Below are 12,906 nucleotides of genomic sequence, written 5' to 3' on the forward strand. Positions count from 1 at the left end.
GAGGTGCATCCCCGCCACATCCGGCGGAAAAAGTCCGGAAAGATTCTTACCGACGAAGCCCTCCCGGAAGAGCGCAAGTCGCCGGGTCGTCGCCTCGTTGGCGCCGATAACCCGACCGTCAAGGTCGAGGAGGACGATCATCTCCTCCGGGGCGCGGGCAGCGGCATCGTCCTCCGGGACCTCCTTTCCGGTGCGCTTCCGGTCGGTGATATCGTAAAGTTGCTCGACAATGAACGTCACCTCACCCTCCGGACCGAGGACCGGGCTTGATCGACACTCCAGGTAACGCCCGATTTCGGGCGCAAACATCCCGACAACCTCGCGCCTGCCGCTCGCGAGCGCACGGTTCGCCGCGCAGACCGTGCAGGGTCCGATCCGCCCGATAAGTTCATAGCACTTCCGCCCCGTCGCTCCTGCCGGCGCCATCCCGGGCGTCTCGCGGCCGGGACGGGTGCCGTGCAGGACCGTGCGGTTCGGCTGCTTTCTGCCGACGATATCGCCGGGGCTCACAAACAGCGTGTTCACCCCCTCCAGGCGGTGACGGGTCCGTCCCTCTCCGGCGGCGTCCTGTCGGGCGATGGAAGAGGCAAATACGGCGATGTGTATATCCCCATACCCGCGGTCACGAATAACAAATCGTCGGGACTCCAAAACCTCCTCCCGGAGTTCCTCCGGCCGAACCGGTTCGTCGTCGGCATCGTAGACGAGCCCCCGCCTGCCGCGGGCGGTGAGGAGGGCATCACGCTCTGCCTCGGCACGAACAGCACGGGTGGCAAGCTCCCTATTTTCAGTAAACAAAGCCTCGATGCCGTTTTTCAGTCTCTCCCGCACCCGGGGATCGAGGGCAGGAGCGCCATCCTGCAACAGATCGAGAAGGTCCGTCGGCGATTTGTCGTGCAGGTTATCCATGTATCGCTCCAGGTTCCCGATGTTTTCAGGTGTGCACATTCAGTCGTTTGCTCCTTTGCGCTCATTCGGTCTCATCTCTACGGACCACAGGGAAAGAACGGCGATCCGACGTTCGGGCTGATTGCAGGGACGCCTCTGGCGAGCTTGCCTGCTAACCGGCGCATCACCGGCGGTTTTGCAGGCGTTGGTACGGGACATTGAAATGCCGCTCATCTGAACAGATGAAATTACTACTTGTATAATTTTTATTGGATAAAATTGATCGTTACCGAATCGATACCCCGGGACCGGATAAGCCACTGGCTTTTACCGTCGGGATGCAATCGCAGGCGGAAAGAGGAACGCCGGTCTGGCTGCCACGGAGATGATAACCTCCAGGAAAGCCAGCAGAACGGGAGAAGAGTGTATCGACCGAGAGGAAAAAGGGAATGATTGAAGGCAAGGGACTTAGTTCTTCTTAGCCTTGTCCTGAACCTTCTCTGCCTTCTTGTCCTGCTTCTTATCCTTTGCCATGAATGACACACCTCCTTCCCGAGGAGGGATATTATCTGTTATATCCCGTTCCAGATATATATTTTATGCTCGAACCGTTATTTTTCCCTCGAAATATAGTGAAACTACGCGCATTTAGCCGCCGCCGGTCCGCCGGGGGGTCGGGGGTCGCATCCGAGAGCCGCTGTCAGGAGAGATCGGAAGAGTCAGATGCCGACATGGGGCACCTCCCCCCGCCTCTGTACCTCAGGCACGCTCTCGTCCTCTCCGGACGAAACGCTCATTTCACGGCAGATAGTGCAGGAAAGATCCGGAATACGCCAAGACTTTTATCCGTTCCTTTCCAACGGATATAAGAATGCCCCGCCTTTATCTCGGTAAAATTCTGCTCCACTGGTGCGATTCCTGCCACGCTCCGGTGCTCTCCCCGACCTGCGCCTGCGGCGCCCCGGCCCGGCCGGTAGCCGTCACGCCGCCGGGAGACGCGCGCCCCGCGTTCCCCGACGACGTCGATCGGATCAACCGTATATTCTGCGAGCACTTCGGGGCGCCGCTGATACCGGAAGGCCACATCGCACTCCTGAACAAAGTCCCCGCCGAGGACCGCATGGACGAGATCGTCCTCGGAGGCGCCGTTGTGGGCATAGTTCGCTACCTCCCAGAAGAGCGGCTCTGGGAACCGCTCCCGCGTCCGGCCGCCGCGGCTTACCTCCGGCCGACAAAGCGCTACGTCGTCGTCGACGACGGCGCGATTCCGTCCATCCGCGATGAGGGAGCAAGCGTCCTTGCACCGGGGCTCATCTCGATCGACCCTGCCGTTGCCGAAGGTGACGAAGTCTTCATCCTGACGAAAACCGGCGATTGCATCGGCGTCGGCAGGGCGAAAGTCGACGCCGCCGCCGCCGCGACGATGGAGCGGGGTCTTGTCGTCCGGACACGAAAGAACACGCCGTCGGTCTCTGTCCCGGGCAGGGCGACATGGGAGGACGCCGTCAGGGCCAACGAGAAGGTACTCGCGGCGGCCGAGGCCGCGAGCATCCGGTTCGTACGGGAGGTCGCCGAACGGAACCGGAGACAGCCCACGATCTCCTACTCCGGCGGAAAAGACAGCCTTGCAACCCTCCTTATCGTCTTAAAAGCACTCGGCCCGGTGCCGCTCCTCTTTGCCGACACGGGGCTTGAGTTCCCCGAGACCTGCGAGAACGTGGATGCGGTGGCGAAACGCTACAACCTCGAGGTTCTTCGGGTCTGCGATGAAGAGACGTTCTGGAAGGAGTTCGACGTGAACGGTCCGCCTGCCGTCGACAACCGCTGGTGTTGCAAAGTCTGCAAACTCCACCCCGTCGGCCGCCTGGTGAGCGAGCACTGGGGCGAGTGCCTCTCGTTCATCGGTCAGCGGAAGTACGAGTCGGTGAAGCGTATGCAGAGCAGGCGGGTCTGGCAGAACGCCCATGTGCCCCAGCAGCTCTCCGCTGCACCCATCCAGCAGTGGACGGCGATGCACGTCTGGCTCTACATCTTCCGCGAGAAGGCCCCCTACAACCGTCTCTACGAGCGGGGGCTCGACCGCATCGGGTGTTTCATGTGCCCCTCAAGCGACCTTGCGACCATCGAGATCATCAAAGACTCCTGTCCCGACCTCTGGAAGATGTGGCTTGAAAAACTCGGGGGCTGGCAGGAGAAACAAGGGCTGCCCCGGAGCTGGATCGAGCAGGGGTTGTGGCGCAGACGGGGAGATGCAGATGAAGAAGCGGATAGTTATAATTGATTACGGACTCGGCAACCTCCGGAGCGTCCTCCGGGGCCTTGAGAGGGCCGGAGCGGCGCCGGCAATCACCGCGGACCCCGGGGTGATCGCGGCGGCCGACGGCATCGTCCTCCCCGGCGTAGGGGCGTTCCGGGAAGGGATGGAGATGCTCGGCGGCTTGAAGGAGACCGTCCTTTCCGCCGCGAACGATACCCCGCTTCTCGGCATCTGCCTCGGGATGCAGATGCTCATGGACCGGAGCGAAGAGCACGGCACCCATCCGGGGCTCGGCCTCGTGCCGGGGGACGTAAAGCGGTTTCTCCCGGCCGCCGGGGAGAAGGTCCCCCACATGGGGTGGAACACCATCCACATCGATCACGAGACCCCGCTCTTCGACGGGCTCCGCGAGGAGGAGTATGTCTACTTCGTCCACTCCTACTATGCGGCGGCCGCACCGGAGCATACCCTCGCGAGCACCACCTACATCCACCCCTTCGCTTCCGCCGTCGGGAACGGGCTCACCTACGGGGTCCAGTTCCACCCTGAAAAGAGCGGGGCGGTCGGTCTCCGCATCCTTGAGAACTTCATCGACCTGGTCTGCTGATCAAAGAGAAGGACCGGTGCAGAGGAGAAGCCCGCCCGGCGTAGCTATCATCTTCTCTATCGCTGAGGGGCAACAGAGTCGTCTTTCGTCCATCACGCGCGGATATCCGGAACCCCCGTCTCCTCTTCGGACGATCCTGCTGGAGGGGAGGAAATCCCGGCTTTTGCTCGACCAAAGACAATCCTGACGGCAACACCCTTCCCCGATCTCCCCGGTATCCGCTCCTCGATCTGGATCTCCCCGCCGTATGAAGCAACCAGATCCCTGACGATACACAGTCCGTGTCCATGAACTTCTGAAGAGAGCATTCTCCTCATCTCCTCGGGAATCCCCGGTCCGGTATCCTCGACACGGACCTCCACCCGGTCCTTCTCCTCCCTCACCCCGATCCGGATGGAGACCTCCCTCCCTCCATGCTTTACGCTGTTGTCAAGAAGGTTCCAGAACACCTCCCCGATGAGTTCGTCGGCAAGTATGACGCTCTCGCATCCGGCATAGTCTATCCTGATCCCGGGGAAGTTCGAGATCTCGTGTTGAAGCACGGTATCAAGGGAGACTGCCCGGAGCGGGGCGGTGTCTCTCCGGGTCTTGCGGATCTTTTTTAACGTATCGAGGTTCCTGATCACGTCGTAACTCTTCCTGATTGCCAAAGTCGTTTTCCCCGCTATCTTCCCGGCCTCTCCCTCCAGCATCCCGTCGAGGATGTCGGCGTACCCGCGCGCGGCAAAGATCGCATTGGTGAGGTCATGAGCGATGATGTCGAGGTGGAGGGCAGCGGAACGCCTCGCCTCTTCTGCCGCCTCGACCCGAAGCATCCGGGATAGAAGCGCACCGATCAATTCTGCAGAGACTTCAAGAGCGGCACGCTCCCCGTATGTCGGGGAGTCGGGTTTCCGCACGGAGAGACAGAGGATGCCCAGAACCCTCTCCGGGTCGGCGACGGGAACGAGAAGAACGGGGTTCCCCGCCCCGTCTCTCCGGCCTTCCGTGACCGGCATGGTGTGCGATCCCGCAAAATCCCGGAACGATGAGAGAATCTCGCCAAAAGGGCCTGGATCTTTTCTTTCGACGATATTGAACGCGCCGTCTCCGTCGTAGAGCGCGAGACAACTCTCTTCGATCTCTAAAAGATCCCGCACAACATCGAGTGCGGATTCCAGGAATTCTTCGGCTGAGGCGGCTGCCGTCGACGCAGAAATAATTCTCGGTACCAGTTCAGCGACCGACGGGCTCATGCGGCGGCAGATCCCGCCGCTCTCCGGACCGGGCATGGGCTCGTGGAGTTCGGCAAAGACACCCCTGGCCTCCCCATCTTCGCCCCGGTAGACCGTGCCGTAGAGAAGAACCGGCTGTATGCCTCCATCGCTCCGCCTGACGGTAAGTGCCTGTTCCCGGATCGTGCCATCAGCAACGACCTCTCGGTATGCAGACTCCGCACACCCGGGTTCGGTGAAGAGAGTGCAGAACTCGGTACCGATCAAGGCATCCCGCGTCCGGCCGGTCAACGCCTCGGTCGCCGCGTTGACGTCGCTGATCCGCCGATCGGAACCGATGGTCACCAGCGGATCGATATGCGCCTCGATCAGGGTACGTCGGTATTCCCCGGCTGACCGGAGGGCTTTCTCTGTCTGCTTCTGCGTCGTGATATCTCTGATCGACTCGATGGCGCCGGCAACGGTCCCGTTTTTGTCGTACAGAGAGGTCGCCTTGACCCAGAGAACGACTCTCTCCCCATTCAACGATGCCTCCGCTGTCTCTGCGATGATCAGATCTCGGTCCCGTTGATTGAGCAGGTAGGACGGAGGAACCTTCTTTCCCGGATGAAGAAGGTAGTCGACGAGCAGTGGCCTGGGGGCTCCGTAAAAGGGAAGTGCATAGGCGTGATCGCCGGTCCCGGAGATGTCGTCTGCCGCTATGCCGGTCATACTCTCCATCGCCCTGTTCCAGGCGATGACCCTGCCCGAACAATCAACGGCAAAGGTCGCATCGGGGAGATGACAGAAGATATCGGAGATCCGGCGTTCGGATTCACGAATGTCCTGTTCGAACCGGTGTTTCTCCACGGCGCGCCGGATCGCGTTTCTCAGTTCTGCGAACTGCGACCGGACCTCGCCGCCTTTCTGGATGTAAAAGTCGGCTCCTTTATTGAGCGCCTCGATCACCACTTCCTCTCTCCCCCGGCCGGTAAAGATGACGAAGGGGATCGTAATGTTGGCGCTTCTCAGTCTGGAGAGCAGGTCTATCCCGTTCATACCGGGCATCTCGTAATCGGAGATGATGGCATCGAATTTCTCGATCTCGAGCAGCCCGAGTGCCTCCTCTGCAGACCTGCAGGAGGTGATCTTCATATCTCCGGTACGTTCGAGATAGAATTGAGTCAGTTCAAGGATGACCGGTTCGTCGTCAACGTGGAGGATACGCATCAAAGCCGTTCTCCTCCTATAAAATGCAGCCCGTAGTTGATTCTAAGTCTTGATATTGTCTTATTCTGCAAAATCATACTAATTTATCTGTTTTTTGGTTGAGATATCGCTAATCCGAAGATCTTTCGGAATATTTTGAAAGATATAAACCTTCGCCGAAGATCGTGCCTCTCCCTCCATCGGCAGTCCGGTGCGCTCCGGAAGGGTTGAGAAACGGGGTTTCGGGAGCATTCCCCTCCCGCCGGGATGCCCGGGTCGTAAACAATCGAACGGGCCGGTCAGTTTCCGTTCGCGTGCTTCCGCAGTTCCCGGTCCCGCAGGATGTTTCGCTGGATCTTTCCCGAGATGGTCTTCGGGAGTTCCGGGACAAACTCGATTGCTCGCGGGTACTTGTAGGGGGCGGTGGTGTTCCGGACATAGGCCTGGAGTTCCTTGACCAGCGACTCGGACGGCTGGTAACCGGGCTTCAGAACGACGAACGCCTTGACGATCATGCCCCTGATGAGGTCCGGCGACCCGACGACCGCCGACTCCTGAACGGCCGGGTGCTCCATGAGCGCGCTCTCGACCTCGAAGGGTCCGATCCGGTAGCCGGAAGACTTGATGACGTCGTCGTTGCGCCCGATGAACCAGAAGTAGCCGTCTTCGTCCATGCGTGCCTTGTCGCCGGTGTAGTAGAACCCGTTCTGGAACGACTCCCGGTTCGCTTCGGGGTTATCCAGGTACTCCATGAAGAGCCCGACCGGGCGGGGGTCGAGTTTGACGGCAATCCGTCCCTCTTCCCCGACCCCGACCGGGTTCCCGTCGTCGTCGTGGAGCTCGATGTGCCATCCCGGTACGGGCTTTCCCATGGAGCCGGGCTTATGCGCCATGCAGGGGAGCGTGGCGATGCAGCAGACGGTCTCCGTCTGGCCGTATCCCTCGTAGATCGGCTGTCCGGTGCCCTCCTGCCAGACGCGGATCACCTCGGGGTTGAGCGGCTCGCCGGCGCTGCAGCAGTGCCGGAGGTTCCGGAAATCGAACTTGTCGAGGTCGGCAAGGATCAGCATCCGGTAGACCGTCGGCGGTGCGCAGAACGAGGTCACTTCATACCTTTCCATCAGCGGCAAGAGTTCGGTTGCGCTGAACTTCCCCCGGATATCGTAGACGAAGATACATGCCCCGGCAATCCACTGACCGAAGATCTTGCCCCAGCCGCACTTCGCCCACCCGGTATCCGAGAAGGTCAGGTGGAGGTCGTTGGGCGTGAGATCCTGCCAGAATGAGGCGGTTATGACGTGTCCGAGCGCGTAACTCTGGTTGTGCAGCACCATCTTGGCCTCGCCGGTGGTGCCGGAGGTGAAGTATATCAGCATCGGGTCGGTTGCTTTCGTCTTTTTTGCGACCGGCATACTGACCGTGCGGTGCGATACTGGTGCAGGGTATTCGAGTTCGTGCGGATAACTCGCCCAGCCCTCCCGCTCTCCGTCGGCGAGGAAGAGGGTATCGAGCAGCGGACAGGCATCGGCGACCTCATCGACCTTTCCGGCGTTCTCACAGTTGGTGATGATCATCCGGAACTTTCCGGCCCGGATACGGTACTTGATGTCCTTTGGGGTCAGCATCGTCGGACAGGGACAGTATATTGCACCAAGTTTGATGAGCGCGATAACGAAGATCCACCATTCCGGGACCCTCGGGAGCATCAGCATGACCCGGTCGCCCTTCTTGATACCGTACTTCAACAGGATGTTGGCGGCGCCGTTGGAGAGATACTTGAGGTCGCGGAAGGAGTATTTCTTCTCGTTGCCCGCCTGGTCCACCCAGATCATTGCAAGTTTGTTCCGGTCGGTCTCGGCCCACCGGTCGATCACATCGTAGCCGAAGTTGAAATATGCCGGGACGTCGATCGTAAAGTTCGCACAGGCGGCCTCATAATCGGGAACATTGGGTCCTAAAGTTCGTTTAGAGGGGATCTCCCCGAGGATGGCGGGCTGTAGCACGTCGTTATCGGATGCGCTCTCGACGTGTGTCGTGCAGAGTTCATTGAGCCATTCCGACCGGGAAACCCCTCGGGCATCGCACAGCCTGTCGATCTTCTTCACGAGGTCGTCCGGCATCGTGACCGAGTATCGCACCATACTTACAGGTATGTGGTGCATGATATCATCTTTTTGCTTTTTTTAATGCACGGGATCTCCTGAAAGGCACCATCTTGGGTGCATTGAGCCCCCGTGCAGGCCGGGGGTTAGCGAGGAGCGCACCAGGTCCCGTCGTGCCGGCACCAAACATTCAAGCCAAGAGGGTGCGCACCGGGGCTGCATATGACGGAGCAGACCATCCTCGTCACGGGCTCGACGGACGGTATCGGGAAGGCGGCCGCGCGCCTCCTCGCCGAGCAGGGCCACCGTGTCCTGATCCACGGCAGGGACCCCACGAAGGGTCGGGCCGTCCTCGCGGAGCTGAAGGCGGCCACCGGGTCCGACCGGTTGAGCCTCTTCATCGGCGACCTCTCGGTGCAGGAACAGGTCCGGCGCCTCGCGCGGGAGGTAGGCGATGCGCATGACCGGCTGAACGTGCTCATCAACAACGCCGGGGTCTTCATGCCGGAGCGGGCGGTTGCACCCGGAGGGGTCGAGATGACGGTTGCCGTGAACTTCCTTGCGCCGTTCCTGCTCACCCACGACCTCCGCCCGCTCTTGATGGAGAGCGCACCGGCGAGGGTCGTCAACGTTGCGTCGATAGCCCACCGGAGCGTGCGGTCGGTCGACTGGGAGAACCTCCCGGGATTTCAGAACTACGACGCCTACGATGCCTATGCCGTATCGAAATTAGGGGCCGTCGCCTTCACCGTCCAGCTCGCCCGGCGCCTCGAAGGGAAGGGGGTGACGGCGAACTCTCTCCACCCGGGGGTGACCGACACGAAACTCCTCCGGGCCTATACGGGCGGCCGGGACGGCGGGGCGCCGCCGGAGCACGGTGCGGAGGTGGAGGCGTACCTCGCCGTCTCACCGGATGCCGGCAGGATGAACGGCGGCTACTTTGAGGAGACCCGGTGGGCCCGTCCGTCGGCCCTCGCCCTCGCTCCCGGGTTCCGGGAGCGGTTCTGGGAGATGGGGCGTGACCTTACCGGAACCGGGCGATGGTGACCCGAAAGCATATCACGGATGACGGAGAGCGGTATCCCGTCCGTGAATACGGGGGGAGGGCAGGTACATGAAACGTAAGGTAAAAGGCGACGAAAAAGAGGAGACGAAGGAGTACTGGTGTGAGATCTGCGGGGCAGCCTGCGATGAGGTCACCGAAGAGACGTTTCCCGACCTTCGGAAGGCCAGGACGCTCTGCCCCGACTGCAAGAGATCCTATGAGGAGTCCTGCAGACTGCGATAACGGGGGAAGCGGTCACTTTCCGCCCTTTACCTCGGCGATCATCTCTTCGACCTCCTTATAGCCGTGCTGATAGAACCCCTCTTCGGCGGGGGCGATCTCGCGGAGGAGGCGCAGAAACTCGCCTGCATGCTCCTTCTCCTCGTCGGCGATATCAAGCATGACTTTCCGGACCAGTGGGTCGTCGGTCGAGTCGGCGATCTGTTCGTAGAGCTGGATCGCCTCGTATTCGGCAGCGATCGAGAACCGGATTGTCCGGATCAATTCTCCCGGGTCCAATCGGCGTTCCATGTGGTTCCCGGCAAAGGGATCGGCGAAATCGGGCATTCTTCATAACCTCCCTGCAAACGGTATGAAGGCCGGGAAACTGCCGGCCTCTTTTTGAGGCGTGCGCGGGGATGGTATATATACGTTGGGTCTGCCGCCGTTTCGATCGGCCCCATCGCCCGGGGCTGAACTCTATATATTCATTTAAATCGACATATAAGATGGATGCAAAGAGCGCTGGTAGATAAATTTAAAGAATCGACACGGTCGGTTTTGCCGATAGGCATAATTATCCTCCTGCTTCATTTTACCATAGCCCCCCTGCCGTTCGGCACGCTGATGCTCTTTGTACCGGGAATCGTTCTGCTCATCCTGGGCATGAGCGCCTTCACGCTCGGCGCCGATATGGCCGTGCTGCCGATGGGTAAGTTGATAGGTGCGAAACTGACCGAGTCGCGGAACCTGTGGTTGATGATCCTGGTCAGTTTTCTGCTGGGCGTGGCGTTAACGCTGGCGGAGCCCGACCTGCAGGTGTTGACCCGGCAGGTCCCCGCCGTGCCCGATCTTGTCCTCGTAGCCACGGTCGCCTTCGGCGTGGGCATCTTTCTCGTGCTCGCCATGCTGCGGATACTCTTCCAGGTTAAACTCTCGCACCTGTTTGTGCTCCTGTACGCCCTGGTCTTCATCGTGGCCGCGTTCACCGCCCCGGAGTACATCGGCGTGGGGTTTGATTCGGGAGGCGTCACCACGGGCCCCATCACCGTGCCCTTCATCCTCGCATTGGGCGCCGGTGTTTCGGCAGTCCGCGCGGGACGAAGCTCGGAGGAGGACAGCTTCGGCCTGTGCGCCCTCTGCTCGATAGGGCCGATCCTGGCTGTCCTGATCCTGGGGATGTTCTACGACCCCACAGGCACCGGCTACGCCTTTGAGACCCCCGCCACGGCAAACAGCATGGGGGAACTCGTGGCGCTGTATATCGGAGGGCTGCTTGAATTCTTCGAAGAGGTCTGCGTCATCCTGTTGCCCGTCGTCGTGCTCTTCGGCGTATACCAGGTGGTGAACTTAAAGTTGCCCCGGAGCCAGCTGATCCGGATTGGCGTGGGGCTGGTTTACATCCTCGTGGGGCTCACAGTATTCCTGACCGGAGTGTATATCGGCTTCATGCCGGCCGGAACGTATCTGGGCCATGCCATCGCGTCGTTGCCGTACAACTGGATACTGGTCCCGTTAGGTCTGGTCATCGGCATCTTCATCGTTGCTGCGGAGCCTGCCGTGCACATCCTCACCAAACAGATTGAAGATATCACGAGCGGCGCAATTTCAAGGAAGATCATGATGCTGAGCCTCTCCATTGGCGTGGGACTTGCCCTGGCTCTTGCCATGATCCGCATCCTTGCGGGCATCGACCTCTGGCTCTTCCTCCTGCCGGGCTATGCTGTCGCTCTCCTGCTGACGTTCTTTGTGCCCCAGATCTTTACCGCGATTGCGTTCGATTCCGGGGGTGTGGCCGCGGGCACTATGGCGGCGGCATTCCTGCTCCCGTTTGCTCTGGGGGCCACCGAGGTCCTGGGGGGCAACATGCTGACGGATGCTTTCGGCATCATCGGCATGGTGGCCATGATGCCGCTGATAACCGTGCAGATCATAGGATTGACCTACCAGATCAAGGTGCGGAGGGCGAAAGCCGCGGAGAGGAAGAAGGGCGGGCATAGAAACCTTTGACAAGGAGAATGTCGAGATCATGTGGTGGTAACGAGGAATGAGAATGTTGCACGATACATCTGCAGATGCGCCGCTGGTATTGATGGTTACCATCTTCGACCGGGGGCAGGATGAAAGGATACTACACCTGCTTACAGACGCGAGTGTGACATTTAACCTGTTAGCCCTGGGAAGAGGAACAGCCAACTCTCAAATTTTGAGTTACCTTGGTCTGGGCGAAACCGGGAAGACGCTTCTTTTCAGCATAATGTCGCAGAAACAGTCTAAAGCCCTGCTTGAGCGGGTCGGTAACGAGGTGGGTCCGGATAAACACAACCGCGGTATCGTCTTTACGCTGCCTATCGGCAGCGTCTACGGAGCCCCGGCAGGAGCATTCCCTCAGGGCGTATCAGAAACAGAGAGTGGAGAGCAAGTTATGGAGCAAAATGTCCAGTACGATCTGATCCTGGTTGTTGCAAACAGGGGTTTTGCCGACGTTGTAATGGAAGCGGCAAAGCGGGCAGGAGCGACGGGTGGGACCGTCGTCCATGCACGCGGGACCGGCGCGAAAGAGATGGAGAAGTTCTTCGGTGTGACCATCCTGCCTGAAAAGGACCTCGTCCTGATCGTCACGCAAAGCGAAGCCGGGCGCGGCATCATGGAGGCGGTTATTGACGAAGCGGGGCCGCACACCGATGCCAGAGCCGTCACGTTCTCTCTCCCGGTGAACGGTGTTGCCGGGTTGTCCACGGCCCCGAAAGACCCGGAAGTTCCGGAGACTGAAGGATCAAAACCGGGAGATCCGGAGACTGAAGGATCAAAACCGGGAGATCCGGAGACGGAAAGTTCAAAACCGGAAAGTCCGGAGGCAGAAAGTTCAAAGCCGTCGTCGTGACGGTCCCCCTTGCCGACCCTCTTCACTCTCCGAATCGGATCTTCTGTTTCGGCGCCAGGTTCGTTGCCTGCGTCCAGGTGTAGGCCTCCCCCTTCGCGAGGCGGAAAAGGACCAGCTCGGGGCTCTCCGGCGTCAGGCCGAGATCGACGAGGAAGGGACGGTCTTCGAGGGACCGGCGTTTCAGGGCGGGGTCGTCCACCCACTCGACCGGGCCGGCCGCACGGAGCACGGTTCCCCCTTCTTTTTCAGGGTCAAAGAACCCGATCTCGACGCGGGGGTTCTTCGTGAGTTCCCGGTAGATGTCCTTGATCGTCCAGACCTGGAAGTAAAACCCGGTCGCATCGGCAAACCACATCTGCAGAGGCCGCACACGGGGCTGGTCTCCGTCGGTCGTCGCCACCCAGGCGACCGGATTTTTGTTTGCAAAACGGATGCATTCTTCAAAGTTCATTCATCCATCACCATTGTTACATTCTGCGAAGGGTAATAAATAATCACCGCC

The 12,906-nt window shown here is 60.1% G+C and carries 11 protein-coding genes; 6 read left to right on the forward strand and 5 right to left on the reverse strand.

The window, feature by feature from the left end:
* A partial coding sequence (locus BP737_RS02890) for a hypothetical protein (protein ID WP_342685918.1) occupies nt 1–948 on the reverse strand: 948 nt, incomplete at its 3' end.
* Nucleotides 949–1,759: 811 nt separating this feature from the next.
* Here BP737_RS02890 and BP737_RS02895 point away from each other — a divergent pair.
* Both BP737_RS02895 and hisH read left to right on the forward strand, forming a co-directional pair.
* Entirely contained in the window at nt 1,760–3,169 is a 1,410-nt protein-coding gene (locus BP737_RS02895) for a phosphoadenosine phosphosulfate reductase family protein (RefSeq protein ID WP_342677959.1), read from the forward strand.
* The gene (hisH, locus tag BP737_RS02900; protein WP_342677957.1) at nt 3,144–3,752 is read left to right on the forward strand and encodes an imidazole glycerol phosphate synthase subunit HisH; all 609 of its coding nucleotides are present in this window, start codon (nt 3,144–3,146) and stop codon (nt 3,750–3,752) included. Before BP737_RS02895 ends, hisH begins: the two co-directional genes overlap by 26 nt.
* A gap of 92 nt (nt 3,753–3,844) precedes the next feature.
* Here the strand turns inward: hisH and BP737_RS02905 are convergent, their stop codons facing one another.
* Both BP737_RS02905 and BP737_RS02910 read right to left on the reverse strand, forming a co-directional pair.
* The gene (locus BP737_RS02905; protein WP_342677955.1) at nt 3,845–6,175 is read right to left on the reverse strand and encodes a PAS domain S-box protein; all 2,331 of its coding nucleotides are present in this window, start codon (nt 6,173–6,175) and stop codon (nt 3,845–3,847) included.
* A gap of 278 nt (nt 6,176–6,453) precedes the next feature.
* Nucleotides 6,454–8,295, reverse strand: a complete 1,842-nt coding sequence (locus tag BP737_RS02910; RefSeq protein WP_342685919.1) for an AMP-binding protein — start codon at nt 8,293–8,295, stop codon at nt 6,454–6,456.
* Between the two features lie 183 nt (nt 8,296–8,478).
* On the opposite strand from BP737_RS02910, the gene BP737_RS02915 reads away from it, so the two are divergent.
* A complete protein-coding gene (locus BP737_RS02915; protein WP_342677949.1) occupies nt 8,479–9,303 on the forward strand; it encodes an SDR family NAD(P)-dependent oxidoreductase in 825 nt (274 codons plus the stop codon).
* A 67-nt stretch (nt 9,304–9,370) separates the two neighbouring features.
* Nucleotides 9,371–9,544: a hypothetical protein gene (locus BP737_RS02920; RefSeq protein ID WP_342677947.1), complete on the forward strand. Its 174-nt coding sequence runs from the start codon at nt 9,371–9,373 to the stop codon at nt 9,542–9,544.
* A gap of 12 nt (nt 9,545–9,556) precedes the next feature.
* Here the strand turns inward: BP737_RS02920 and BP737_RS02925 are convergent, their stop codons facing one another.
* On the reverse strand, nt 9,557–9,868 hold the full coding sequence (locus BP737_RS02925) for a ferritin family protein (RefSeq protein WP_342677945.1): 312 nt from the start codon (nt 9,866–9,868) through the stop codon (nt 9,557–9,559).
* Between the two features lie 165 nt (nt 9,869–10,033).
* Between BP737_RS02925 and BP737_RS02930 the strand changes: the two genes are divergently transcribed.
* Together BP737_RS02930 and BP737_RS02935 are read left to right on the forward strand one after the other, a co-directional pair.
* Entirely contained in the window at nt 10,034–11,530 is a 1,497-nt protein-coding gene (locus BP737_RS02930) for a DUF1538 domain-containing protein (protein WP_342677943.1), read from the forward strand.
* Nucleotides 11,531–11,945: 415 nt separating this feature from the next.
* Nucleotides 11,946–12,404, forward strand: a complete 459-nt coding sequence (locus BP737_RS02935) for a P-II family nitrogen regulator (protein WP_342685920.1) — start codon at nt 11,946–11,948, stop codon at nt 12,402–12,404.
* A 22-nt stretch (nt 12,405–12,426) separates the two neighbouring features.
* Here BP737_RS02935 and BP737_RS02940 read toward each other — a convergent pair whose 3' ends face one another.
* Nucleotides 12,427–12,855 carry a pyridoxamine 5'-phosphate oxidase family protein gene (locus BP737_RS02940; RefSeq protein WP_342677939.1) on the reverse strand — a complete coding sequence of 143 codons (429 nt, stop codon included), beginning with the start codon at nt 12,853–12,855 and terminating at the stop codon, nt 12,427–12,429.
* Nucleotides 12,856–12,906: the final 51 nt, after the last annotated feature.

The sequence above is a fragment of the Methanoculleus sp. UBA291 genome, assembly GCF_002499755.1.
Taxonomy (GTDB): Archaea; Halobacteriota; Methanomicrobia; order Methanomicrobiales; family Methanoculleaceae; genus Methanoculleus; species Methanoculleus palmolei.

Excerpts from the sequence above, each read along its gene's own strand:
- BP737_RS02895 (WP_342677959.1), top strand. The coding sequence starts at position 1,760 with ATGCCCCGCCTTTATCTCGGTAAAATTCTGCTCCACTGGTGCGATTCC.
- hisH (WP_342677957.1), top strand. The coding sequence starts at position 3,144 with ATGAAGAAGCGGATAGTTATAATTGATTACGGACTCGGCAACCTCCGG.
- BP737_RS02905 (WP_342677955.1), bottom strand. The coding sequence starts at position 6,175 with ATGCGTATCCTCCACGTTGACGACGAACCGGTCATCCTTGAACTGACT.
- BP737_RS02910 (WP_342685919.1), bottom strand. The coding sequence starts at position 8,295 with ATGGTGCGATACTCGGTCACGATGCCGGACGACCTCGTGAAGAAGATC.
- BP737_RS02915 (WP_342677949.1), top strand. The coding sequence starts at position 8,479 with ATGACGGAGCAGACCATCCTCGTCACGGGCTCGACGGACGGTATCGGG.
- BP737_RS02920 (WP_342677947.1), top strand. The coding sequence starts at position 9,371 with ATGAAACGTAAGGTAAAAGGCGACGAAAAAGAGGAGACGAAGGAGTAC.
- BP737_RS02925 (WP_342677945.1), bottom strand. The coding sequence starts at position 9,868 with ATGCCCGATTTCGCCGATCCCTTTGCCGGGAACCACATGGAACGCCGA.
- BP737_RS02930 (WP_342677943.1), top strand. The coding sequence starts at position 10,034 with ATGCAAAGAGCGCTGGTAGATAAATTTAAAGAATCGACACGGTCGGTT.
- BP737_RS02935 (WP_342685920.1), top strand. The coding sequence starts at position 11,946 with ATGGAGCAAAATGTCCAGTACGATCTGATCCTGGTTGTTGCAAACAGG.
- BP737_RS02940 (WP_342677939.1), bottom strand. The coding sequence starts at position 12,855 with ATGAACTTTGAAGAATGCATCCGTTTTGCAAACAAAAATCCGGTCGCC.